Below are 25,965 nucleotides of genomic sequence, written 5' to 3' on the forward strand. Positions count from 1 at the left end.
AAACAAACAACACCCAACATACAAGACTTAACATACAACATCTAACCTACGGCATATAACATCCAACATACAACATTCAACATACAACATTCAACTCCTCTCATGCTAAGAATTGGAATTCTCGGACTAGGCGAAGGCCGCAGCACCATGTCGGCGGCGCTGCAAAGCGACAAACTGGAACTGGTAAAAATTTGTGATGCAAAAGAGGAATTGTGTAAACAGCGTGAGAAGGAATTTGACTTTCACCATTATACTACCAAATACCAGGACCTGCTCAACGACCCCAATATTGATGCGATAGCAATATACACACCCGATCACCTGCATGCGAGTCATGTAAAGATGGCGCTCGAACACGACAAACATGTTGTTTGTACAAAACCCTTTATCGATAACCTCGCGGATGCAAGGGAATTGCTTGACCTGCAACAGCAATCGGGCAAGAAGGTTTTTATCGGGCAAAGCTCACGTTTTTTTGAACCGATGAAAAGACAACGTGCCGACTTTGAAGCGGGCCTGATCGGCGAACTGATTACCATCGAAGGCTACTACCACGCAGACCATCGTTGGTTCCTCGACAAAGGATGGTCGCTGCAACAATCTTTCAAATGGCTGTATGGTGGTTTGAGCCATCCAACCGACTTTATTCGCTGGTACCTTCCCGATATTGAAGAAGTAATGGGTTATGGTATGCTCAGCGCAAATGGCGCAAGAGGTGGTCTCAAAAACCAGGACACCATGCATTTTATTTTTAAAGCAACCGATGGCAGGGTAGCGCGGGTAAGCGGTGCGTATACCGGTCCCGTACAACCTGTTGTTCGCGACAGCGAGATGAGCTGTATACTACGATGCACCGAAGGTTGCAGCCAGGCCGACTATATGGACCTACGATATGCCGTAACTACCAAAACCGGCGAAGAACAACTGATCACCTGGGAGCATAAACTAAAACACTATTTTCGTTTCGAAGGCAAAAGCCACCACGCCGGCGAATACCAGAACTACCTGGAATACTTTGCCGACAGTATAGCCAACAACACCACCGCTTACCCCGACATTAGGGAAGGCATCGGAACCATCGCACTGCTCCAGGCCATGGACCGCAGCCTGCAAACCGGCCGCCCCGTGAAAGTGAAGGATGTGCTGGCGGAAAACGGGCTGACAAACCAATTAAAAATGTAAAATTAAAAATGCAAAACCGGCTCATCAACAATATGATGAATCTCGATCTATAACCACCAACGGCTTTCTTTTACATTTTACATTTTTCATTTTGCATTCGTTCTTATGAACAACATTCTGGATCGCTTAACCATTTTGGACTATAGCATTATCGTAGCGTACCTGGTGATTTTGATGGTCATAGGCTACCGGGCGAGTTTTACGAATAAAAGAAAAGATGGTGAGTCACTGTTCCTGGCGAATAAGTCACTGGGATGGGCAAGTATCGGCTTTAACATGTGGGGTACCAACGTGGGCCCGTCGATGTTGCTGGCCTTTGCAAGTATTGGCTATAGTACAGGTGTTGTTGCGCTGAACTTCGACTGGTATGCATTTGTGTTCCTGTTTTTGCTGGCCGTTGTTTTTGCGCCACGGTATATTGCCGCAAAGGTGTCCACCATGCCTGAGTTTATGGGCAATCGCTATGGCTCCAGCACACAAACGATTCTCGCCTGGTATGCACTCATCAAAATACTCATCAGCTGGCTTTCGCTGGGTCTTTTCGCAGGCGGTTTTCTCGTTCGGCAGATCCTTGGTATTCCCATGTGGCAATCCGTTATGGTGCTTGTTTCCTTCGCTGGAATTTTTGCCTTTGCCGGCGGGCTTAAAGCCATCGCCAAGGTCAATGTTTTCCAGATGCTTTTGCTGATTGCGGTTTCATTAACCCTTACCATACTCGGCATTAACAAAGCCGGGGGCTTATCCGCAATCTATCATAATGTGCCTGGTGATTACTGGAACCTCATTCACCCGGCAAACGATCCCAAATATCCCTGGCCGGCCATCCTGCTGGGCTATCCTGTGGCTGCCATTGCGTTTTTCTGTACCGACCAGGCAATGGTGCAGTCGGTATTGGGTGCAAAAAACCTTGAGCAGGGACAACTGGGTGTAAACTTTATTGGCTGGTTGAAAATCCTTTCTTTACCGCTATTCATCGGAACCGGCATCATCTGTTATATCCTGTATCCGGGGCTAAAAGATCCGGCGGAAGCGTATATGACCATGGTGACGAATTTGTTTCCACCAGGTATGAATGGGCTTGTTATCGTGGTATTGATCGCCGTGCTGGTGGGTACCATTGGCTCTTCACTCAACTCATTAAGCACCGTGTTTACCATGGATGTTTACGCGAAAAAGATCAATACCAATGCTACGGACAGCGACATTGTCCGGGTGGGCAGGATGACAGTAGTTGCAGGTTGCCTCTTTGCCATAATGATGGCGCTTGCAATTGATGCCATTAAGGGGCTCAACCTGTTCGACGTATTTCAATCGGTGCTGGGTTTTATTGCACCTCCGTTGTCGGTTGTGTTTTTGCTAACTGTATTTTGGAACAGAACCACCCGGAAAGCGGTAAACACGGTATTGTCGGCGGGCTCTGCATTTAGCCTTGGTGTTGGTGTATTGTACCTATGGGTGTTTACGCCTGATCAATACCCCATATGGCCACACTACCTGATGTTGTCGTTTTACATTTTTGCATTTCTTTTTATCGTTGCCATGGTCATTTCGTTACTCGATCCATCACCCGTTGTACATGACCAGACCAATGCCATACATGGTGGTGAGCTGGTTAAACCTACCAAACGCGTATGGACATTATGGGCCCTGCTCGCAGCAGTAATGGTGGTGCTATACGTAATCTTCAATGGACACTAATAAATTCAAAATGCAAAATTAAAAATGCAAAATGTAAAAAGAGCAAAACAGCTTGGGCTGGTCGCGAATACATTCTTAATTCATAATTTTTAACTCATGACTGTGTTCATTCAACATAAACCAAAGGCTCTACACTCATAACTTTCTTCATACAACATTCAACATATAACATCCAACATAAACCAAAGACTCATAACTCATAAATCTACACTCATAACTCTCCATACAACATTCAACATATAACATTCAACATAGACCGCAAGCTCATAACTCTCCATACAACATTCAACATATAACATTCAACATAACTCTCCACCATGCTATCGAAACGCCTGCTCTTTTTTTACTTTTTATTTTTGACTTTTGACTTCGCCGTGAACGCCCAAACCGCCACCTGGATCTGGTATCCCGGCGACTACGAGGTTTGGCTCGGGAATAAGATGCAAAACCGTCGTACCGAACGGGGATCATTTTTGCCACCATTTTGGAAACTCGATAACCACTATGTGTTGATCGACTTTCATAAAGTGTTTACGGTTCCCGTAGCGGAAGAAGTGGAAGTACATGTTGAAGGAACCTACAATCTTAAAATCGATGGTGCAGCCGTTACCGGTTTTCCGAAGAAAATCACTATGCCGGCGGGGGTGCATAAACTCAGCCTCAAGGTATTTAACCAATCGAGTGTTCCGGCCATTTACATCAAAGGAAAAACCGTGGTCTCCGACTCTTCGTGGTTGCTCACGTTTGAAGACAAAGAGTGGATCGACCAATCGGGTAAGGTGTCTGATCAATCCGGTACCACCTGGCTGAAAGCGGGCAGCTGGAACTTTAACTCACCAAAAGACCTGCCTTCGAAGATACAGTTGCCTACCGTGGTACAACGTGCCGTAAAGGTTACCAAAAAACCACAATCCATGCTCGCCGACTTTGGCAGGGAAAGCTTTGGTTTTATCAGGCTGCATGGCTTAAAAGGAAAAGGTAAGGTGGGGATCTACTATGGGGAGTCTCCCGAAGAAGCCCTGTCGACCGACAGTTGTGAAACGCTGGATAACCTGGTGGTAAATGAAGTGAAAAAGCGCGACACGGTGATGGAGCTTTCAAAGGCTTTTCGTTATGTAAATATTCAATCCGATCCGGGCATGACCATCGATTCGGTATCGATGTTATACGAATACGCCGATGTAAAGGAACGTGGCGGCTTCAGGTGTTCTGATGAGGAGATGAATCGTATTTACGATGTTGCCAAATACACCCTGCACCTGAACACCCGGGAGTTTTTTATTGACGGCATCAAGCGCGACCGGTGGATCTGGAGCGGCGACGCCAACCAGAGTTACCTGATGAACTATTACCTGTATTTCGATAATCCAACTGTTGAAAGAACAATCCTCGCATTGCGCGGTAAGGACCCCGTAACAAGTCATATCAACACCATCATGGACTATACTTTTTACTGGTTCCTGGGTATATACGACTACTACCTGTATAGCGGTGAAACCCGGTTTATCAAACAGTTTTACCCACGCATGCAGAGCTTAATGGAATACTGTTTATCCCGCCGCAATAAAAACGGGATGATGGAAGGCCTTGCTGGCGATTGGGTATTCATCGACTGGGCAGAAGGACTGAGCAAAAAAGGCGAGGTGAGTTTTGAACAATTATTGCTGGCGCGCAGTCTTGAGGCGATGGCGATTAGTGCGAAGATCGCTTCCGATGCGGAAGGTGCTCTCCGGTACGAAAAACTCGCTGCAGAACTGAAGTCGAAAATATTCGCCACCTATTGGAACGAGAAAAAGCAGGCGTTGGTACACAGCAGGGTTGATGGTGTTCCAACAGATAGCCTGGTAACCCGCTATGCAAACATGTTCGCCATTTTCTTCAACTACCTTACCGAGTCGCAAAAGCAGGGTGTAAAAACAAACGTATTGTTGAACAATAATGTGCCAAAGATCACCACACCGTATATGCGCTTCTACGAACTTGAAGCGCTTTGTGCGATGGGTGAACAGTCGTATGTTTTAAAAGAGATGAAAGATTATTGGGGCGGCATGCTTAAGCTTGGCGCAACATCGTTTTGGGAAGAATACAATCCATCAAAGTCGGGGCGTGAACACCTGGCCATGTATGGGCGTAATTACGGAAAAAGTCTTTGCCATGCCTGGGGTGCAAGCCCGATATACCTGCTGGGCAAGTATTACCTCGGTGTACAGCCACTTACCCCTGGTTACGCTACTTACCTGGTTGAACCGCAACTCGGCGGACTACAATGGATGGAAGGTGATGTGCCGACACCAACCGGGAAAATCTCGGTTTATGCAAGTACCAGCCAATTAAAGGTAAAATCCAATGCCGGTACCGGCACGCTTAGGTTTACCAGTAAGTCAACGCCAACCGGTAGTGCTGCCATCAAATCAATTGGCAATAACCGTTACGAGTTACAGCTCGACAAAGGGGTACAATATGCAATCACTTACGCTGCTCAATAGCCTGATATGAAACATGTGGACCTGAATAAACGACTCTTAAACCAAATCTGTTTTGGCTGGTTTTTGTTGCTGTTGCAAACGAGTATTACTGCGCAACCAACGCTTACCCGTGCAGTAACAAAAGCCACCGAATCACAGGCGAGGTTTCAACAAAGAATGGACAAGCTCATCAATAGCTATGTGGATAGCGGTTGGATCAGCGGAGCAGTTGCACTTGTGGCAAAGGATGGCCGCCTGGTGTACGAGAAAGCCGTGGGGCTTGCTGCTCCCGGTTCAGGGGATGCTATGCGAGTGGACAATATTTTTCGCATTGCATCGCAAACAAAGGCGATTACAAGCGTTGCTATAATGATGTTGTTCGAGGATGGTAAACTCCTGCTCGACGATCCCATCTCCAAGTACATACCCACGTTTGCAAAGCCCGCTGTAGTTGACCAGTATAATGCTGCAGATACCACTTATACGACGGTGCCCGCAAAACGGGAGATTACCATCCGGGACCTGCTTACCCATACTTCAGGTATTGATTACGCCGGTATCGGTTCGGCTAAAATGCGTTCCATATATGCAAAGGCAGGCATACCATCAGGTATAGGCGATGGAACCACAATGCTAAAGGAAAAGATGGTTGCGCTTGGTAAGGTGCCCCTTGTACATCAGCCGGGCGAACGTTACACCTATGGCCTGAATACCGACTTGCTTGGCTACCTCGTTGAAGTACTTTCCGGAATGAGCCTCGACCAGTTCTTTACCGAGCGCATCTTCAGGCCGCTTGAAATGAATGACACTTACTTTTATTTACCGGCAGATAAGCACGCGCGCCTGGTGCCTGTGAATGCTATTGTAAGTGGCAAACTTCAGTCTGCCCCTGTGCAGGCTACCAACTATCCACGCACCCGTGGCATGTATTACTCCGGCGGTGCGGGTTTGAGTTCCACCATCCGGGACTACGCTGTTTTTCTGCAAATGATGTTGAACGGTGGTGTTTATAACAACAAAAGAATGCTCAGCAAGCGCAGTGTTGAGCTGATGACAACCAACCAGATCGGTGACCTGAATGTGGGTGTCGACAAATTCGGGCTCGGATTTCAAATTACTTCCGAGCGTGGCTTTGCCAAACTGGGCGTATCAAAAGGTTCATTTGCATGGGGCGGTTACTTTGGTACCACGTATTGGGTTGATCCGGCAGAAAAACTGGTTTGCCTGCTTTTTGTGCAGCAGATGGGATTACGCGGCGAGGTGCACGATAAGTTTAAAGCCACGGTGTATACGATGGTCGAGTGAAAGTTGATCAGTTGATTGGTTGAGAAGTTGATAGGTTGATTAGTTGAAAGGTTGATTGGTTGTAATGTTTATAGGTTAGAACGTTAATAAGTCCCGGGTATGTTTAAAGGGGAAACTGAAGATCACCAATGGTTTGCCGTTGAACTGAGCCCGGCCCGCCATTCGGACGGGCTTAGTTCAAGCGTGTAGCCGTGATTGCGCTTATGACCTGGGTGCATAGATTGTTTTATGCTTTGTATCGTCGTTTAAGACGGTACAATGAACCTTAATTGCAAATTGATGATGAAGAAAAATATTGTATTCGTGGCTTTGATTTCCACTTTCCTGGCAGGGTTAAGTGTAAGTGCGCAGTTGGTGGATAAAACCCCTGCTGCTATCCCGAACGTTCCGGCTATCTACAGCACCGAGCCCTGGGAAGATCCTGCAATCAGTGGTATAAACCGGGATGCGTCCCGCGCAACAGGTTACTCGTTTAATAGTGTAAACGAAGCATTACAGGGTGACCGCACAAAGTCTACCCGCATGTTGTCGCTTAACGGCGAATGGGATTTTTCTTTTGCAATAAAGCCTGCTGATGCACCTGCAGATTTTTACAAAAACAAAGTAAGCGGCTGGAAGAAAATCGAAGTGCCATCGAACTGGGAAATGAAAGGCTTTGATAAGCCGATTTATAAAAGTGCGGTATACCCGTTTCGACCGGTTAACCCTCCACACGTGCCTCAGGATTATAATGGGGTTGGTTCGTACCAGCGCTCATTTACCCTGCCCGACAATTGGAAGAACATGAACATTACCCTGCACTTCGGCGGTGTAAGTTCGGGTTATAAAGTATGGCTCAATGGCAAGTTTTTGGGTTATGCAGAAGATAGTTTTTTAGCATCGGAATTTAACATTACACCATACCTGCAAGCCGGTGAAAATATTGTTTCAGTTCAGGTAATCCGGTGGAGTGATGGATCATTTCTAGAGGACCAGGATCACTGGCGGCTCAGCGGTATACACCGCGAGGTGCTGTTGCTTGCCGAACCAAAACTGCGCATTGCTGATTTTCACTGGCAGGCCAGACTCGACAAAGATTATCGGGACGCTGTGCTGAGTATTCGGCCGCGTATCGAAAACCTGACAGGCAAGGAAGTAACCGGCTACAAAGTAAAAGCAAGACTATACAACCGGAACAACAAGGATGTTTTTGAACAACCCCTTGAACGATCCGTTGAGTCCATCATCAACGAAATTTATCCAAGGCTCGATAATGTGAAGTTTGGCCTGCTCGAAACAAAACTGGTGAATCCGGACAAGTGGAGCGATGAAATCCCGAACCTGTATACGCTCGTGTTATCGTTGGAGGACAGTGCAGGCAATGTGCTCGAAGCAAAAAGTTGTAAGGTGGGCTTCCGCACCGTTGAATTTGCAAAAGACAACAGCAAGCTCCTGATCAATGGGAAGGTCACTTACCTGTACGGGGTAAACCGGCCGGATCACCACCCGGTAAAAGGGAAAGCGTTGAGCAGGGAGGATATCCTTGAAGACGTTCGAACCATCAAGCGTTTTAATTTCAATTGTATTCGCACGAGCCATTATCCTATGGATCCTTACCTGTACGACTTGTGTGATGAATATGGAATACTGGTTATCGATGAAGCTAACCTCGAAACCCATGGACTTGGTTCGAAGCTGAGTAACGATCCGCAGTGGACGGCGGCTTACCTCGAGCGCAGCAACCGTATGGTGATGAGAGACAAGAATCATCCAAGCATTATCATCTGGAGCCTGGGTAACGAGTCAGGCAGGGGACCAAACCATGCGGCAATGGCTGAGTGGATACATGAATTCGATATTACAAGGCCCGTGCATTATGAGCCTGCAATGGGTGATCCACGTCTGGAAGGTTATATGGATCCATCGGACCCCAGGTACCTGAAATCAAATGATCACTCGCACCGTACGCAAAACCCCAGGGATGCGCCTTACATCGACATCATCAGCCGGATGTATCCGAGCGACTATACCCCCAAACTTTTGGCCGAACAAAACAATGGCGATAACCGCCCGATCTTCTTCGTAGAGTATGCGCACGCCATGGGTAATTCGGTTGGAAATATGAAAGACTTCTGGGACATCTTCCGCTCCACCAAACGGGTGATCGGTGGAGCCATCTGGGAGTTTAAGGACCAGGGTTTACTAAAGAAAGACTCGGCAGGGGTGGAGTTCTATGCTTATGGTGGTGACTACGGCGAAAGGTATTTCGACAACTTTACGATTAAAGGCGTAGTTGCATCCGACGGCCGGCCCAAAGCGCCGATGTTCGAATGCAAACGCGTGTACCAGGGCGCACAAAGCGAACTGGTAAATGCAAAGGAAGGCACCATTCGCATCCTTAACAGGCATGCAGTAAAGTCACTTGCCGATTATGCGGTGCAACTCGTGGTAAGAGAAAACGGCAATGTTGTGGTTACAAAAGACCTGCCCGCAATATCACTCGGGGCAGGTCGCGATACCATCATCAACATCAGTAGTTACCTGCCAAAGATGACACCCCATTCGGAGTACCTGGCTGATATTCACTTTATGCTTAAAGCAGATGAGCTTTGGGCACCGGCGGGCTTTGAAGTGGCATCGAATCAATTTGCATTAACGGGGCTATCTACTATGAAAGCAAGCGTTTCAGCTTTTCCAAAAACGACGGTCAATGAAAGTGCTTCTGACTATACAATCCAGGGGAAAGGCTTCGAGGTCAAAATCAATAAAACCAATGGTGCCTTGAGTTCTTACCTGCTCAACGGCAAACAGCAGGTAATGCAGCCCCTCTTGCCGCATTTTACCCGGCCGCTTACCGATAACGATCGTCGTGGCTGGAAGTCGAACAGGAAACTAAAACAATGGTATGATGCACTGCCTCAGTTGAAGAACATTGTATCGAAAGCGGGTGCAAATGGCAGTCACCAAATAACCAGTACTTACCGCCTGATCAACGACAGCGCAACCGTTTTGGTAAATTATACCATTGCGGGCAATGGTGTTGTTAAGGTTGATTATGCACTGACACCATTACCCGGCTTGCCCAACATTCCAAAGGTTGGTATGCAATGCGGGATCAACCGTGCATACGACAACATTACCTGGTATGGAAGGGGGGAACTGGAAAACTACATCGATCGCAACTATGGTTTTGATGCAGCCATTTACAGCCAGCCGATTACAGGATTCATGGAGAACTATGCCGTACCGCAGGAGAATGGTAACCGGACCGATGTTCGCTGGATGCTGTTAGCCGACAAAAGCAGGTCGGGTTTAATGGTCGTCGCCGATAGCCTGCTCAGCATGAGCGCCTGGCCATACACCGATGAAAACCTCGAGAATGCTAAACATACCAACAAGCTAAAAGACGCTGGTTATATTACGTTGAACATCGACCTTATACAAATGGGTGTTGGTGGAAACGACAGTTGGAGCGATGTTGCGGCGCCGTTAGAAAAGTACCAGATACCTTCAAGGCCATATCGTTACAGCTTCTTCCTAAAGCCCGTCACTACCGGGAAACAAAGTATAAGCAGCCAGGTGAAAGGAGTAAGGTTTTAAGTCAAAAGTCAAAAGTAAAAAGTAAAAAGTCAGCCGGTCAAGCTAACAAAAAATGAACTTGATGACCGTTAATTGGTAAGTTTATTGAAATGTAAGCCAGGCCTCGGTGAATACACCTGGTTACTCGTTAAAATATTTAAGTCATGATTACGTCGCAACTGCTAATAAACCGATTTGAACTGAGGATTTTACTACTGTCGTTTGTGCTCCTGATTGGTACAACTGCTTTCTGCCAGAGCGATAATTATGGATCGAAGCGGAAGATGTTGCTTCGTGATGAAGGACTGTCCCAGGTCAGTTATATTGATCTTGCAGACTCCACGAAAAACTGGTTTGTGACGGTACCGGCCGGTCGCGACCTGCAATTGGTTGGAAATGGAGAAGTGTTGATTAGTACAGGTAACGGTTATGAAGTGCGCGAGATCAAAGGCGGTAAGCTGGTAAAACAAGATACGACCTACCCCGGAACGGTAATGGTTCGTATGTTGCGGAATGGAAATCTGCTAGTTGTAGGATTGAATGCGCAGGGCAAAAAAGGTGCCGTGCTTGCCGAAGTAAATAAATCCGGGTTGGTCAAAAAAGTATTGAATTTTCCTGAATACGATTATGTACGTCTCGTACGTGAAACCGCAAAAGGGACTTACCTGGTAACAGCGAACAAGATGGTTTTCGAAACGGATGCCAATGGCAAGATCATCTGGAAAGCAAACCTCACCAAGGGGCCTGAGAAAACAAATGCCTGGCAGGCGCTTCGGTTGGCAAACGGCCAAACTGTTGTGAGCGGTGGATATGCAGGTTATTTCGAAGTTTTTGACAAAGCGGGTAAACCTGTTTCCACCATCACTGGTCCGCCTGAAGTAAAGCCAAACTTTTTTTCCGGCTTCCAGGTATTGCCCAATGGAAATTATGTGGTTGCCAACTGGCAGGGCCACGGTCCTAATTATGGGGGTAGCGGTCACCAGGTACTTGAATATACCCCTGCTGGTAAACTCGCCTGGTCATGGCGTCAGTATGCACATAAGTTTTCTTCGTTGCAAGGGGTAATTGTACTGGATGGACTAAATACCAACCTGCGGTATATCGAAGGTGCGAAAGGAGTGCTTGAAGCGGGGAAGAAAATTAAAAATTAAAAATGTAAAATTCAAAATGATTGGTGCTATAATGATGTGCATTCGCTTGATGAAGATTGTATGAAAGTCTAAGTTTATGTTGGCTGTCTACTGGTATGATCCCGTTAACCATTCAGCACTTGATTTAGAACGTACGCGAACTTATAGCCGAATCTGATCGGCCTCTCAACATATCAACTAATCAACTTCTCATCTACTCAACTACTCAACTTCTCCACTTCTCAACCTATCAATTAATCAACCTATCAACTTCACAACCAATACCCAATACCTCAATACCCAACCCCCAAGCACGTCCCCATCTCTCATAACTCATCACTTCCTCTGCGTACCCTCTGCTTCTCCCATTCTCTGCGGTTCTCTTTTATCCGCCATCCCCATAGTAAAATAATCCATCATTATAGTTAAACCTGCCATTGTTTACCGCGCAGCCTCAATCTACTTTTAGTACCTGAATGTTTGGTGTTAATGCACCCACTGTTGCCGGTGTAGAACATTTGCTGCTCACATAAAACTCTACGATTAGCTATGAAGCATTTGCTACTTGCCATGTGCGCGGGACTCCTTGTGGGTGTCCCGGCCTATTCCACTCCGCGTTTCATAAAAGAAAAGTCGCCGAAAGTTTATTATCAAAAGCCCGTTAGCGGCAGGGTTACCAACGACAGGGGAGAACCCCTTGCTGATGTAACGGTACTTGTAACCAATGGCACAGCCTCAACCTTGACCCGGGCAGATGGTACCTTTTCCATTGCCGTTCCGGATAATGCCACCAGCCTCAGTTTTTCCTACGTCGGCCTCGAAACACAGGAAGTGCCTTTGAACAATCGCACCACCATCAACGTGCAGCTGAAATCACTTGGCAACGCGTTGGATGAAGTGGTGGTCATCGGTTATGGCACCACACGCAAAATCAACCTCACGGGTTCTGTAGCTTCCGTAAAAGGAGATGTACTTACACAACGCCCCGTTCCGAATGTTGCCAATATGCTCGAGGGCAGGGTAGCCGGTCTGCAGGTAACACAACCTTCGGCTGAGCCGGGGCGTGATAATGCCAACTTATTAATCCGGGGACGCGCTTCGTTTGGTGCCGGTTCAGGTCCACTCGTATTGATCGATGGTGTTACCGGTAACATCAACAACCTTTCACCCGACGACGTTGAAAATATCACCGTCCTCAAAGACGCTGCTTCGGCTGCCATTTATGGCTCCCGGTCGGCCAATGGTGTAATACTCGTTACAACCAAAAAAGGACGCAGGGGACAAACCACGGTAAGCTACCGGGTAAATGTTGGCCGGCATACCCCAACAGCGCTTCCAAAGCTAATCACGAATTCCGCAGAATACATGAAAATGTATAATGCCGCAGCAAACAGGCAAGGTGTTGCATTCAAGTACCCGCAGGCTGATATTGATAAATACGAAAGTGGTTCAGATCCCGCACAGTATCCCAATTTCAACGCAATCGACTACTACTTTAATCCTGCCACCGTTACCAACCACAACCTCTCCATTTCAGGTGGTACCGAACGGAGCACCTTCAATGTTTCCATGAGTTATTTAAACCAGGATGCTATGCTGGCGGTGTATAATTTCAAAAGGTATAACGCTTTATTGAATTACACCAACCAGGTAACCAGCGGCATCAATGTGGGTACCACCATAAACATGACCTATAAGAACCGGCAGGAACCACCTTTCACCAGTGAAAATCTTGCCTTATTGGTATATGCCGCGGGACCACTTTACGGGCCATTTTTACCAGATGGTAGCGGCCGTATCGTTTCACGCGCTTACGAGCTTGAGGGACGCAACCGTAACGTACAGGAAGCATTTGAAATGGGTTACCAGAACACCAAAGAATACAACCTGAATGCCCAGGCCTATATCGACATCAAGCTGTTAAAGGGTCTTACCTGGTCGTCGAAAGTTGCCATCAACTATGTAGATGAATATTACAAGATGTACCAGCATCCATATTCTGCCTACTTGCTTCAGGATCGTGGCGCGAATAATGAATACCGGGCGCAATCCTTCGGACCCGACTACCTTGGCGTAACGGATCAATATTCTAAATCGATCAATCCAACGGTATATTCGGTTTTGAATTATGATACCAAGTTTGGAAACGACCATAACTTTAAAGCACTTGTTGGTTACGAACAACTCTACAACCGCAACCAGGGACTGCGGGGAAGAAGGTTGAACGGGGTGTCATCAGCAATTACAGAGATTGCCGGTTACAACGCTACGGGTGAGCAGATAAACGCCACTTATCCCCGTCTTCCAGGATTACCAGGTGTTTCTGAGTGGGCGCTGCAATCGGTGTTTGGCCGGGTAAATTATGATTACAAGGGCAAATACCTGCTTGAAGTAAACGCCCGGTACGATGGTACCTCAAGGGTTTCACCTGAATTCCGTTGGGGCTTTTTCCCGTCGGTTTCGGCTGGCTGGCTGGTATCCAATGAAGACTTCTTTCGCGACAATGTTAGCGCGATCAGCAACCTTAAACTTCGGGCATCCTATGGTACCCTCGGCAACCAGGACATCGGAAACTATTCCTACCAAAACGTGCTCACCGTAAGCGGGGGTTATCCTTTCGGAAACGCTGCACCGGTAAGCGCCGCCGTTTTGAATTCGTTTAAGGACCAGAGTTTACAATGGGAGTCCACCCGCACGATTGATTATGGAATAGACCTGGACCTGCGTAAAAATGTGTTCGGGTTCACGTTCGACTGGTTCAGGAGAACAACAAGTGATATCCTCGCTGCACAGCCGGTTCCGGCTAGCCTTGGTCTTACTTCCTCAACTTTCAATAACGGGAGCATGCAGTCCCAGGGAATAGAGCTGGAACTCCGGCACCAGCAAACCATTGGTAAGGTGCATTATGGTGTTAATGCCCAGGTTTCAACGGCTAAAAACAAGGTGTTGGATATCAAAGTGCCTGGCTTCGGAAGCAGCATTAACCAGGTAGGTTTGCCTTACGGTTCGCACTACCTGTATATCTGGGATGGTATCATACAGGTCGAAGACACCGTAGCAGGGTCTAAACTGCCCAAGCATTCTTTGAATCCAAACCCCAAAGCGGGCGATCTTAAAATGAAGGACGTGAACAGCGATGGTGTAATCGACGCAAACGACCGGGTTGTTGTTGATGGTGCTTACCCCAATTATATGTATTCGTTCGGTTTTAATGTTGATTATAAAGGTTTGAGTTTGTCGGCATTTTTCCAGGGTGTTCAGGGTATTAAAAACCGGGTTACCGGTTGGGGGGTAGATCCTTTCCACCAGCATTCTGCACCCTCAGAAAAGTGGCGCGATGCATGGACCCCTGCAAATCGCAGTAATACCTTACCGGCTATGTATATCCAGGGTTATACAGGGGTATCAGGTTATGCCGCATCTACTTTTTACCTGATGGATGCATCGTATCTGCGGTTAAAAAATGTGGTACTCTCATATTCACTACCGCGTTCGCTTATTGGTCGCATTAAAGCCAAAGAACTTACCGTTTATCTTTCCGGCGATAACCTGTTCACCATTACCAATTACGAAGGCAGCGATCCTGAACGTTCGAGTACTACAGGCAACTTTGCCCAATATCCACAGGCCCGTGTTTTCAATGCAGGCGTAAACATCAAATTTTAAGTCATGACCATCAAGAATAAAATACTCTCATTTTTATGTTGCTGTATGCTCGCTCCGGCAGTATCCTGCAACAAAGATTTGCTGGACAGGAACCCGCTTGATAATGTTTCCTCAGAAATCTTCTGGGCTTCCGAGTCTGATGCCAACAGCGGTTTAGCTGGTGTATACACAAGGCTGCAATCAAATTTTCTTGGCTACGAAAGGGTGTACCTCGACGGTCTTACCGATAACGCCTTTTTGTGGGACAATACCAACCAGGGAAGTTTTATGATCATGACCACGGGCAGTCTTTCTGCTACGCTTGGTGGCGCACTTGCGAACATGTATAGTTCACCATACCGGGCAATCACCTCATGCAACTATTTTCTCGACAACATCGATAAGGCACCGGTAGCTGAGGCAGGCAAGAATATAATGAAAGCCGAGGCTCGTTTTATTCGTGCACTTTGTTATTTCGACCTCGTGCAAAATTTTGGCGGAGTAATTATCTACCGGAATTTTCCTGCAACGCTTGAGTCAGCGAAGATCGCCAAAAGCACCAGGGAGGAAGTTTATGCTTTTATCGAAGAAGACCTTGACTTTGCCATTGCAAACCTGCCTGATAACAGGTATAGCGGGCACGCCGTTAAAGGTAGTGCACAGGGTATGAAAGGCCGGGTGCTGATTACCCAACAAAAATGGGCCGACGCAGTTGCCGTACTCCAACAGGTAACGGGCGGTGGCAAGTTTGCTTTGGCAAACAATTACGCCGGGTTGTTTAGAACCGCCGGTCAAACCAATGCTGCAGTAAACCAGGAGATCATGTTTTCCACCCAATATCTTGCTACCACTAACCCGCAAAGAACAAGTCCGGGTGCAGCAGGTATGGATATAGAGCTGGGCTGGTATTCACTCATGCAACCCTACCAGGACCTGGTGAATGATTACGAGATGACCGATGGTAAGCCGATTACCGAATCACCATTATACAACCCGGCTGCCCCGTTCGCAAACCGCGATCCACGGCTTGACCTGTCGGTTAAACTGCCGGGCGAAACCTGGAGGAATGCCGCCGGCGTAGCATGGACCGGTAGCTACAGTACATTCACAGGTTACCTGGTTGAAAAATATGTGGATCTTTCAAAGGCACCCTTTACAACCGCATCCGCTACAACAACCGACCAGGACTATATTCACCTTAGGTATGCCGACGTACTCCTGATGTATGCCGAAGCGAAAAATGAGGTTAGCGGCCCCGACGCTACGGTTTATGCTGCCATAAACCAGGTGCGTGGCAGGGCAGGCATAAACATGCCACCTGTAGATGAAGCAAAATACAATACCAAAGAAAAGCTAAGGGACTATATCCGCCACGAGCGCAGGGTTGAGTTTGCTTTCGAAGGGCAGCGTTACAACGACTTAAAACGATGGAACATCGCACACATCAAATTGCCAACGCTAAAAACGCCGTCAGCCGCACCTTTGGTGTTTGGAACGCAGAACTACCTGTTGCCTTTTCAACAATCGGAGTTGGATAATAATCCTGCTCTCGTACAAAATCCAGGTTACTAATTACCAAGATACAGGCGCCATGTTGGGCCATAGGATAGGAATGCTATTTGGCTTTACTTGCGTCGCACTCTTGTACAGTTTGTTCTTTATTGAGCAAGAAACCTGCAACTCAATATACATTTTTACCACGAAGTTGTAAACGTGCCCGCATATGGCCCGGCTGAATTGTTTGTTGCCGTACACGCTGTGCGACGCCCGTCCGACTGGCGCGGCCGGGCGGGCAACCGCGGCCAAATCGAGTAACAAAGGCCTGGCCCATAAAAAACCAGGCTGGAAAACATTATAGATGTCGAAAATCGTTTTAAAAGGAATAACCTGGGGACACAGCCGCGGTATTACCCCACTGCTGGCGTATTCGCAACGGTTTAGTGAATTAAACCCGCAGGTTGAAGTCAGCTGGACCAAACGAACCCTGCAGGAGTTTGCAGATTTTCCGATTGAGAAACTTACCGAAGAATACGACCTGCTCATCATCGATCATCCATGGGTTGGTTGTGCCGCTGCTACAGGCTGTGTACTGCCATTGGAAGAATACCTGCCAGCCGAATACCTGGATGATCAACTGGCAAACAGCGTTGGCTTTTCTCACCAGAGTTATGAATATGGTGGTCACCAGTGGGCGCTTGCAATAGATGCGGCTACACCGGTGGCAAGCTACCGGAAGGATCTGCTGGAACAAAACGGGGTAGGGGTGCCAAAAACATGGGAGGAGGTCATCAGGCTTGCAGAACAGGGAAGGGTTGCAGTTCCCGCCATTGCCATCGACACGCTGATGAATTTCTATATGTTTTGTATCGCTCACGGCACAGTACCGTTTGCATCTGAAGAAGAGGTGATTGATGCGGCTACAGGACTTCGTGCCCTCGAAACCATGAGGAGCTTGTATGTTTTGCTGGACAAAAAGATGTTTGAACGTAATCCTATCGCAGTAGCCGAACTGATGAGTTCCGGTGATCAATTTTGGTACTGCCCATTCGCTTATGGGTACTCCAACTATTCACGGGTTGGTTATGCTGAAAACTTGTTGCACTATGATGACCTGGTTTCTTTTAATGAGGTAAGATTACGGAGCACAGTTGGTGGTACCGGACTGGCCGTTTCCGCCACTTCGAACAATGTAGCGCTTGCGGTAAAATATGCCGCGGGTATTGTGTCGCGAAAAATTCAAAGTACCTTTTATGTACAGCATGGGGGTCAGCCCGGACATCGGTCGGCATGGCTCAATAAAAATGCAAATCTGCTCTGTAATGAGTATTTTACCCGCGTAATGCCGGCCATGGAAAATGGGTATATCCGGCCGAGGTATAATGGTTACCTGCACTTCCAGGATCATGCAGGTGACCCTTTACGAAATTTTCTTTTAAACGGTGGTACTGCCACGGATGTTTTACAGGAAATAAACGAATTGTACAGGCATAGCTTACAACCAGCTATCTAATCAAACCGTATGAACAATCTACCGCTGCAGGGCATAACCGTTTTGGAGTTCAGCCAATACCTCTCAGGGCCATCGGCGGGCTTACGTCTTGCCGATATGGGTGCAAGGGTAATTAAAATTGAACGTCCAAAAGGCGGCGATGCCTGCCGTCAGCTATCGATAAAAAACCTCTGGGCAGATGATGGTAGCAGCCTCTTGTTTCACACCATCAATCGCAATAAAGAAAGCTTTGCTGCCGACTTGAAAAACCCTGCCGACCTTGCAATGATACGCGAGCTCATTAAGGAAGCAGATGTGATCACACACAACTTCCGTCCCGGTGTAATGGATAAGGTCGGCCTCCACTACCAGGGGGCAAAAGAGATCAATCCAAAGATTATCTATGCCGAGATTACCGGTTATGGAAAAGAGGGGCCCTGGAAAGATCGCCCTGGCCAGGATCTCCTGCTGCAATCCATGTCAGGCCTGGTTTATACAAGTGGTAATGAACACGACGACCCTGTGCCCTTTGGGGTTGCCATTGCCGATATCATCTGTGGTGCACACCTCGTTCAGGGAATACTCGGCGCTTCAATCCGGCGCCACAAAAGGGAAGTTGGTGCCTATATCGAAGTAAGCCTTATGGAGTCTTTGCTCGACTTCCAGTTTGAATTACTAACCACCTATTACGCAAACCGGCAGGTGCCTAAAAGAAGTTTTATCAGCAATGGTCATCCCTTATTGAGTGCACCTTATGGCTTATATGCAACCAGCGATAACTTCATTGCGATCGCAATGGTTAATATTCAAAAGTTGGCTCACGCACTTGAATGTGAGCCCTTAAAAGTTTTTACCCAGGATGAAGCTTTCAGCCGCCGCGATGAAATCAAAGAGATCCTAACCCAACACCTGGTGACAAAGCCCTCGGATACCTGGCTTGAAAAGCTGGTAGGCTCAGGTATATGGGCAATGGGTGTATTAAACTGGTCGCAAATGATGGAACATCCTGCTTACCAGAGCCTGCAGATGCAGCAGGAAATTATCACCGCTGAGGGCAGGAAAATTGTTACCACCCGCTGTCCGATACGCATCAACGGCGAACGGCTTTTTTCAAGCGTACCTGCACCACAGTTGGGTGAACACAACAAAAAAATCAAAGAGGGCCTACTCCAAAAAGCTTGAACATGAACTTACTCGAAGATATTGTTGTCGTTGATTTCAGCCAATTCCTGTCAGGACCATCAGCCGCACTCCGGCTGGCGGATATGGGTGCACAGGTCATCAAAATTGAGAAGCCGGGTACCGGGGATATCTGCCGTGAACTTTACGTTTCCGACGTAATGGTCGAAGGGGAGTCGACTATTTTCCATGCCATCAACCGCAACAAGCAGAGCTATGCTGCCGACCTGAAAAACAGCGACGATGTTGCTAGAGTAAAGCAACTGATCTCTAAAGCAGATGTGGTGATACACAATTTCCGCCCGGGTGTAATGAAACGCCTTGGCCTTGACTACGAAACATTAAAACCGGGGAATCCTTCGCTTGTGTACGCCGAAGTGAGTGGTTACGGCAATGAGGGCCCATGGAAAGATCTACCCGGACAGGACCTCTTGTTGCAGTCTGCATCAGGCCTGTCGTGGCTGAGCAATAACGACAGCGATACGCCAACACCAATGGGTGTTGCAGTGGTTGACATTCTTGCCGGCGCGCATGTGGCACAGGGTATACTTGCATCGTTGTATAAACGCGCTGTTACCGGGGAGGGAGCCTTGGTGCAGGTGAGTATGTTTGAAAGTATCATTGACTTCCAGTTTGAATTACTGACCTGTTTTTTCAACGATGGTAACGAGTTACCTGTGCGCAGTTCGGTAAACAACGGTCACGCCTATATCCCCGCTCCATATGGTATTTACAAAACCGGGGATGGCTACCTTGCTCTTGCCATGGGTAATATAGTTACCCTTGCAAACCTGATAAGCTGTGATGCACTAAGCGGGTATACGGATAGCTTTGGCTGGTTTGATAAACGTGATGAAATTAAAACCAAGCTGGCGGAACACCTGGCTACAGCAACAACCGCTCACTGGCTCTCCATTCTTGAGCCGGCTGATATCTGGTGTGCGGCTGTCATGGATTATGATCACCTAACAGCTCATGAGGGCTATAAGGTGCTGAATATGGAACTGGAGGTACAAACGACTAATGGTTTAACAGTCACTACTACCCGGTGCCCGATCCGGGTGGATGGCGCCTTGTTGACCTCACCGGTGGGTGCGCCGTCGCTTGGTGAACACAATGGGCCGATTGAAAAACAGTTCTCTATTAACTAGCTATATGCATCTGCCCTGCCAGGTAAGATGAAACTTTTTTGCGTTTGCAGGAAAGGAGTTTTATTTGCCTTGTTTAAATAACGATTGCATGCCGGAACGACTCGTCGACACACATCTTCATGTTTGGAATTTCAAGCGGGCGGAATATTCATGGCTAAGGAACGATATTTCGATCTTAGGCAGGAGTTATCACATTGAAGAGATCGAGCAGGAACGAAAAGCTGCGCGTGTTAGTGAAGGTGTGTTGGTGCAGGCCGCAAACAACATGGAAGAGACTGAATGGATGCTGGAGGTTGCTGCACATACCCCATGGATCAACGGGGTTGTGGGTTGGGTACCCCTCACCGATCCCGAAGCAACTGAAGAAGCTTTAAACAATGAATACCTGGACAATCCTTATTTTAAAAGTGTGCGCCATCTTATTCACGACGAAGCCGACCCTGAGTGGTTGCTCCAGCCCACGGTTTTAGAGAGCCTGCAATTGCTTGCAGATCATAACCTGCCTTTCGATTTTGTTGGGGTGCTCACAAGTCATATCAGAACGGCCCTGGTTGTTGCTGAAAAAGTGCCCGAACTTAAAATGGTGTTCAATCACCTGAATCAACCACCCATTGCAACAGGTGAACGGTTTGGCGAATGGGGCGAACTCATGCAGGAAGCGGCTAAACACCCGCAGTTCTATGGAAAAATATCGGGGCATGGAAATACGGCAAAGAACCCGTATTGGTCAACCTCGGTTATTGAACCTTATATCGCCTTTGCTTTAGAACACTTTGGTGAGAACCGGTTGTTTTGCGGTAGCAACTGGCCGGTAAGTCTACTGGCCGGAGATTATGTTCGCACCTGGGATCACTACAAAAGTGTAATCAATTCCTTGTGTGATGGTGAGCAACGGCAAAAGATTTATTACAACAATGCAGCTGCTTTCTACCAGTTAGACTCCAGGCCTGCTTTGTGATATAGGAAGTACAAAGTTGCTACGGTAGCACTTTAATAACGAAAGTCTTGATATTGTTTGCCTGGGTTAATCTTTGTTAATGGAGCGGTATTTTTTTGGCGACATACCAATGATCTTACTAAAACGCCTGGAAAAATAATAAGGATCATCAAAACCAAAGGTCAGCGCAATATCCTTGATTGAACGATCGGTAAAATCAAGTAGCTGGGTTGCCTTTTGCATCTTCATCTGTATAAAATAGTCAATCGGAGCATAGCCGGTCTTTTGTTTAAAAAGGCTTGAAAAACGCGAAGCGGAATAGTTATAGTGTGAGCAGAGCTCGTTTAGCGTAAGGTTCTGGTGAATGTTATCCTGCATATAAAGGATCGCGCTATCGATACAGTGAATTTTGTCTGCAGGGTTTGTTTTATAATGTTTTGCGTTGAAGATGAAAAGCGTAAGAAAATAGGTCAGGCACATGTTTGCAAACAACAGGTTGTCGATACTGTAGCCAAGTTCAAGGGTGCGATAGATCTTTGAGAATTGCGATACTATTTCGTCGGAGCTCCGGATGTGAAAAGGCTTGTAGTGTGTTTGCACCGCTTTCGACTGGTTAAAGTAGGGCAGTAGTTCACCGCCAAAATGGATCCAGTAGATCGACCATGGATTGTTCTCATCGCTGCCATAAGCATGTTCGATATTCTGCGGAAGGATAAAAAATTCATTGGGATTAACGGTGTACTTGTTTTCACCTATTTTATACCATCCCTGGCCATCAACACAGTAAAACAGGAAGTTTTCGGGCAAGCCTTTTTTACGATAAGTAAAATGATCTTTAGCCTGCGGGTAATAACCAAGGCTGCAAATATAAAACTGGCTCAACAGGCGTTTATTGTACACGCTTGACTTCAGTACGGACTTCGGGATCTCGATCCGCTGGCGGCCAAGGCCATGCCAAATGTTTTTATAGGAGCCTTCTTTTATAGTTTGTTGCATATGGTAAACAGTTCTTGCAATACGTATTTACTGCTTAAAACGATATGTTGAATGTATCTATTCTAAAGCATGTAGCGGGCGCTGTTGTCGATAAAGTTTGTTAATAAAGCAGGCGGCACGGTTGCAAATATCCGGTGCCGAAGAATACCATTCTTAAAAACTGGTTTTTACCAGGGGAATACAGGATTACAACAGGTGACAGTTTAGATAAAGTGTGCTTTTCAGAGGCAACTTTTCAGGCGAATGTGCTGCAACCATCAGTTCACTTTTACCAGCTCCTGTTTAGGTAAGGAATTTGGAGCAGCGATAAACAAGGTTAGCGATAACAATATGGAAATACCCTACAAACCAATCTTACCTGACACCCGGATGCCCATTGTGATCATTGGTGCTGGCGGCATCGTTCGCGATGCACACCTTCCTGCTTACCGCAAAGCGGGATTCGAGGTAAGCGGAATTACCAATCGCACAAGAGCAAGGGCAGTAAAGGTGGCGGAAGAATTTGGTATACCTAATGTATACGATAGTGTTGCGGAAGCGGTTGCCAGTTCACAACCGAACACGGTATACGACCTTACCATAATGCCGGAACAGTTTGTTGAAACCCTGCGCTTACTGCCCGATGGCAGTGCCGTACTTATACAAAAACCGATGGGTGATTACTTCTGGCAAACCCGGGAAATACTGGAGGTATGCAGGGAGAAAAAGCTTGTCGCAGCAATCAACTGCCAGCTTAGGTTTGCCCCCTATGTATCCGCTGCGCGTTATCTTGTAAGCCAGGGATTAATCGGCGACTTGTACGATATGGAAGTGCGGGTTACCATCAATACACCCTGGGAAATCTTCCCGCATGTAATCATTCATCCGCGACTTGAAATTCAATACCACAGTATCCATTATATCGACCTCGTGCGTTCATTCCTGGGTGAACCCGCCAGTGTTATGGCAAAAACCCTTCGCCATCCTGCAAAAGAACTTTCCTCTTCCCGCTCGACCATTCTGTTTGATTATGGCAACACGATGCATGCGGTTATTAACACCAATCACGATCATGACTTTGGTGCTAAAAACCAGGAAAGCTATATCAAGTGGGAGGGTACCAGGGGTGCGATTAAGGCGAAGATGGGATTGCTGATGGACTATCCGCATGGGGTTCCGGATCATTTCGAATATTGCCTTTTGGAAGAGGGTCGCGAATGGAAGACGATGGAACTTGAGGGATCATGGTTTCCCGATGCGTTTATTGGTACCATGTCGAGCCTGATGCGATTTAAAGAAGGCTCTTCCGACGTACTGCCTACGAGCGTGGAAGACGTGGTGAAAACAATGGCTGTTGTGGAAGCAGCATACAAATCGAGCGACATCGGGGGTGTAAAAATGTAAAATGAAAAATGTAAAATTAAAAAGCTGCACTGTTGAACACGCAGTTCATATAGTTTACCTCTTTCGCTTCATACAACATTCAACATAATTCATCATTCATAGTTCAGCGTTACAAAAATGTATTTCAAGTCAATTTTCTTCGAGGACTATATTGCGGAAAGTAAGCGGGTTACGCTCGGGCGTACAATCACTGAAACTGATTTTGTTGTTCATGCCGGCCACACCGGCGACTTCTTTCCGCATCATATGGATGCAGAGTGGTGCAAAACCCAGCCCTTCAAACAGCGAATCGCTCACGGAACCATGATATTCAGCATCGGTATCGGGCTTACTGCATCAGAAATAAATCCTGAAGCATTCTCTAAAGGTTACGATCGCCTGCGCTTTGTAAAGCCGGTATTTATCGGGGATACCATACATGCTGTTGTAACCATAGCTGAAAAAACAGACTCAAAGAAGCCGGAATACGGAACCGTTATCGAGCACGTCGACATCATTAATCAACATGGTGAGGTGGTATTGGTATGTGACCACATCTTGCTCGCCAAACGAAAGCCGGAGAGTAATTCAAACGGAGACAGTCCTAAGTAGTAAGTAAAAAGTCAAATTAAAAACTAAATGTTAGCGGGGTTCCGATGATGATAAAGCAAAGCAAGGAAAGTAGAATCAGAAGCTGGCAATGGATGGGCTGCCCGCCCGGTATCTAATGCCCTTAGCTATTACTTTCTACCTGAAACTTCCTTCGGGATTCGTTATCCTGCATTGAACATTATTTTTCCGGTAGCTAACATTCAGCATAACTTGAGCGTGTCTGCAGGCTAAAACTATAACTCATAACTTTTGCTTCCCTAAACATCAATATGAAACATCCAACATAACACTTCCGCTTCGATCTGCGGTGCTAAACTCACCATCCAACATACAACATACATTATTCAACACAACTCCCCTCCATGGCCCAACTTCCCATTGAATCTGTAGCCCAGCCAACCAATTTCAACAACGCTGCGGGCTCACAAAAACGTTTTCTTGTTCCCTTTATCCTCGTTACAAGCCTCTTTTTTCTTTGGGGAATGGCACACAACTTCGACTCTATATTAATTCCACATCTCAAGAAAGCATGTGAGCTCAATAACCGGCAGTCTACATTGGTAGACACCTCCGTTTTCTTTGCCTATTTCATTATGGCTATTCCTGCCGGCATGTACCTTAAACGATGGGGATACAAAAGCGGCATCATTACCGGCCTGCTGGTATTTGCTGTTGGTGCCTTCCTTTTTGTACCAGCTGCAAACAACCGCAGCTACGAGTTGTTTCTGGTTGCACTTTTTGTAATTGGCTGCGGGCTTGCTATGCTCGAAACAGCTGCTAACCCCTATGCAGCTATCCTGGGTTCTCCCGAAGGTGCAAGCACCCGGCTTAACCTTGCAGCTTCCTTTAACGGACTGGCTGCTTTTATCGCTCCCGTAATCGGAACAGCGTTTATCCTTTCAGGGGTTGAGCATACGACGGCCGAACTTGCGGCTATGCCAACAACTGAACGCATTGCTTACCTACAAACCGAAGCATCAGCAGTAAAGTTGCCATATATTATACTTGGGGCGGTTCTGTTGTTGGTTGCGGTAATGTTCTACTTTTTCCGCTTCCCCGAAGTCAGGGACGATACCAAAGTGGCTCGCCCTGCTGAGTTTCTACGGGCATTTCGCCACCGGCACCTCACATGGGCCGTTATCGCCCAATTTGCCTATGTTGGTGCGCAGGTATGTGTAACCAGTTTTTTTATCCGCATGGCAAAGCAGGGTGGGGGCATCGATGAAAAAACCGCCGGCTATTACCTCGGGGTATACGGCTTACTGTTTATGGTTGGTCGTTTCATTGGAACATTTTTTCTCAAGTATGTCTCTTCACAACGGTTGCTTACCATATACGCGGTAATAGCAACCCTACTTTGCCTGTTGGCGATTTTAGGTAAAGGAGATTATGTCATCTATTCACTTGGTGGACTTGGATTTTTTATGTCGATCATGTTCCCAACCATCTTCTCACTGGGGATCGAAGAGTTGGGTGCCGACACCAAGATCGGGTCGTCACTGCTCGTAATGTCGATTGTTGGTGGTGCGATATTCCCCTACATCATGGGCACTATTATCGACATGAACGGCGACAAGATCCAGGTGGGCTATATTGTTCCCCTCGTTTGTTTTTTGGTGATTATCTATTTTGGTTTGAGCGGCTACAAGGTTCGTGAACACGAAAAACAACTGGAACTGCAATAGTTGTCCGATGTCTTATATGGTTCCTTAATGGGTAAAATGGACCATGCCTGTGCTGTAATACGCAGCTGAAA

General features: G+C 47.0%; 16 protein-coding genes. 15 read left to right on the top strand and 1 reads right to left on the bottom strand.

Annotated elements, in window-relative coordinates; translation table 11 throughout:
* The first annotated feature begins 102 nt into the window (after nt 1–102).
* From EXU57_RS07850 to EXU57_RS07905, 12 genes are all read left to right on the top strand, one after another.
* Nucleotides 103–1,182 carry a Gfo/Idh/MocA family protein gene (locus EXU57_RS07850; RefSeq protein WP_133267630.1) on the top strand — a complete coding sequence of 360 codons (1,080 nt, stop codon included), beginning with the start codon at nt 103–105 and terminating at the stop codon, nt 1,180–1,182.
* Between the two features lie 105 nt (nt 1,183–1,287).
* Complete coding sequence (locus tag EXU57_RS07855) at nt 1,288–2,880, top strand: sodium:solute symporter family transporter (RefSeq protein WP_133267631.1); 1,593 nt, start codon at nt 1,288–1,290, stop codon at nt 2,878–2,880.
* A gap of 317 nt (nt 2,881–3,197) precedes the next feature.
* Nucleotides 3,198–5,366, top strand: a complete 2,169-nt coding sequence (locus EXU57_RS07860; protein WP_133267632.1) for an alpha-L-rhamnosidase C-terminal domain-containing protein — start codon at nt 3,198–3,200, stop codon at nt 5,364–5,366.
* Nucleotides 5,367–5,372: 6 nt separating this feature from the next.
* Entirely contained in the window at nt 5,373–6,650 is a 1,278-nt protein-coding gene (locus tag EXU57_RS07865) for a serine hydrolase domain-containing protein (protein WP_133267633.1), read from the top strand.
* 279 nt (nt 6,651–6,929) lie between these two features.
* Nucleotides 6,930–10,229, top strand: coding sequence for a glycoside hydrolase family 2 TIM barrel-domain containing protein (locus tag EXU57_RS07870; protein ID WP_243745543.1), 3,300 nt, complete (start codon nt 6,930–6,932; stop codon nt 10,227–10,229).
* A 143-nt stretch (nt 10,230–10,372) separates the two neighbouring features.
* Nucleotides 10,373–11,359, top strand: a complete 987-nt coding sequence (locus EXU57_RS07875) for a hypothetical protein (protein ID WP_133267634.1) — start codon at nt 10,373–10,375, stop codon at nt 11,357–11,359.
* A 528-nt stretch (nt 11,360–11,887) separates the two neighbouring features.
* Complete coding sequence (locus tag EXU57_RS07880; RefSeq protein ID WP_133267635.1) at nt 11,888–15,004, top strand: SusC/RagA family TonB-linked outer membrane protein; 3,117 nt, start codon at nt 11,888–11,890, stop codon at nt 15,002–15,004.
* A gap of 3 nt (nt 15,005–15,007) precedes the next feature.
* On the top strand, nt 15,008–16,555 hold the full coding sequence (locus EXU57_RS07885) for a RagB/SusD family nutrient uptake outer membrane protein (RefSeq protein WP_133267636.1): 1,548 nt from the start codon (nt 15,008–15,010) through the stop codon (nt 16,553–16,555).
* 286 nt (nt 16,556–16,841) lie between these two features.
* Nucleotides 16,842–17,993: an extracellular solute-binding protein gene (locus EXU57_RS07890; RefSeq protein ID WP_133267637.1), complete on the top strand. Its 1,152-nt coding sequence runs from the start codon at nt 16,842–16,844 to the stop codon at nt 17,991–17,993.
* A 9-nt stretch (nt 17,994–18,002) separates the two neighbouring features.
* A complete protein-coding gene (locus EXU57_RS07895) occupies nt 18,003–19,154 on the top strand; it encodes a CaiB/BaiF CoA transferase family protein (RefSeq protein WP_133267638.1) in 1,152 nt (383 codons plus the stop codon).
* A gap of 2 nt (nt 19,155–19,156) precedes the next feature.
* Nucleotides 19,157–20,302: a CaiB/BaiF CoA transferase family protein gene (locus EXU57_RS07900; protein ID WP_133267639.1), complete on the top strand. Its 1,146-nt coding sequence runs from the start codon at nt 19,157–19,159 to the stop codon at nt 20,300–20,302.
* Between the two features lie 88 nt (nt 20,303–20,390).
* Nucleotides 20,391–21,260 carry an amidohydrolase family protein gene (locus EXU57_RS07905; protein WP_133267640.1) on the top strand — a complete coding sequence of 290 codons (870 nt, stop codon included), beginning with the start codon at nt 20,391–20,393 and terminating at the stop codon, nt 21,258–21,260.
* A gap of 66 nt (nt 21,261–21,326) precedes the next feature.
* Here the strand turns inward: EXU57_RS07905 and EXU57_RS07910 are convergent, their stop codons facing one another.
* Nucleotides 21,327–22,235 carry an AraC family transcriptional regulator gene (locus EXU57_RS07910; RefSeq protein ID WP_133267641.1) on the bottom strand — a complete coding sequence of 303 codons (909 nt, stop codon included), beginning with the start codon at nt 22,233–22,235 and terminating at the stop codon, nt 21,327–21,329.
* Nucleotides 22,236–22,478: 243 nt separating this feature from the next.
* Between EXU57_RS07910 and EXU57_RS07915 the strand changes: the two genes are divergently transcribed.
* The 3 genes from EXU57_RS07915 to fucP all read left to right on the top strand — a co-directional run bounded on the left by EXU57_RS07915 (nt 22,479) and on the right by fucP (nt 25,894).
* Nucleotides 22,479–23,618, top strand: a complete 1,140-nt coding sequence (locus tag EXU57_RS07915; RefSeq protein ID WP_243745544.1) for a Gfo/Idh/MocA family protein — start codon at nt 22,479–22,481, stop codon at nt 23,616–23,618.
* A 117-nt stretch (nt 23,619–23,735) separates the two neighbouring features.
* The gene (locus EXU57_RS07920) at nt 23,736–24,209 is read left to right on the top strand and encodes a MaoC family dehydratase (protein ID WP_133267642.1); all 474 of its coding nucleotides are present in this window, start codon (nt 23,736–23,738) and stop codon (nt 24,207–24,209) included.
* A gap of 362 nt (nt 24,210–24,571) precedes the next feature.
* Nucleotides 24,572–25,894 (top strand): L-fucose:H+ symporter permease, encoded by a 1,323-nt coding sequence (fucP, locus tag EXU57_RS07925; protein ID WP_133267643.1) that lies wholly within the window; start codon nt 24,572–24,574, stop codon nt 25,892–25,894.
* Nucleotides 25,895–25,965: the final 71 nt, after the last annotated feature.

Origin of the sequence: Segetibacter sp. 3557_3, from assembly GCF_004354985.1 — a bacterium.
GTDB lineage: Bacteria > Bacteroidota > Bacteroidia > Chitinophagales > Chitinophagaceae > Segetibacter.

Coding starts and splice junctions, on each gene's coding strand:
- EXU57_RS07920 (WP_133267642.1), top strand. CDS start 23,736: ATGTATTTCAAGTCAATTTTCTTCGAGGACTATATTGCGGAAAGTAAG.
- EXU57_RS07885 (WP_133267636.1), top strand. CDS start 15,008: ATGACCATCAAGAATAAAATACTCTCATTTTTATGTTGCTGTATGCTC.
- EXU57_RS07915 (WP_243745544.1), top strand. CDS start 22,479: ATGTGCTGCAACCATCAGTTCACTTTTACCAGCTCCTGTTTAGGTAAG.
- fucP (WP_133267643.1), top strand. CDS start 24,572: ATGGCCCAACTTCCCATTGAATCTGTAGCCCAGCCAACCAATTTCAAC.
- EXU57_RS07905 (WP_133267640.1), top strand. CDS start 20,391: ATGCCGGAACGACTCGTCGACACACATCTTCATGTTTGGAATTTCAAG.
- EXU57_RS07875 (WP_133267634.1), top strand. CDS start 10,373: ATGATTACGTCGCAACTGCTAATAAACCGATTTGAACTGAGGATTTTA.
- EXU57_RS07890 (WP_133267637.1), top strand. CDS start 16,842: ATGTCGAAAATCGTTTTAAAAGGAATAACCTGGGGACACAGCCGCGGT.
- EXU57_RS07855 (WP_133267631.1), top strand. CDS start 1,288: ATGAACAACATTCTGGATCGCTTAACCATTTTGGACTATAGCATTATC.
- EXU57_RS07895 (WP_133267638.1), top strand. CDS start 18,003: ATGAACAATCTACCGCTGCAGGGCATAACCGTTTTGGAGTTCAGCCAA.
- EXU57_RS07900 (WP_133267639.1), top strand. CDS start 19,157: ATGAACTTACTCGAAGATATTGTTGTCGTTGATTTCAGCCAATTCCTG.
- EXU57_RS07865 (WP_133267633.1), top strand. CDS start 5,373: ATGAAACATGTGGACCTGAATAAACGACTCTTAAACCAAATCTGTTTT.
- EXU57_RS07910 (WP_133267641.1), bottom strand. CDS start 22,235: ATGCAACAAACTATAAAAGAAGGCTCCTATAAAAACATTTGGCATGGC.
- EXU57_RS07850 (WP_133267630.1), top strand. CDS start 103: ATGCTAAGAATTGGAATTCTCGGACTAGGCGAAGGCCGCAGCACCATG.
- EXU57_RS07870 (WP_243745543.1), top strand. CDS start 6,930: ATGATGAAGAAAAATATTGTATTCGTGGCTTTGATTTCCACTTTCCTG.
- EXU57_RS07880 (WP_133267635.1), top strand. CDS start 11,888: ATGAAGCATTTGCTACTTGCCATGTGCGCGGGACTCCTTGTGGGTGTC.
- EXU57_RS07860 (WP_133267632.1), top strand. CDS start 3,198: ATGCTATCGAAACGCCTGCTCTTTTTTTACTTTTTATTTTTGACTTTT.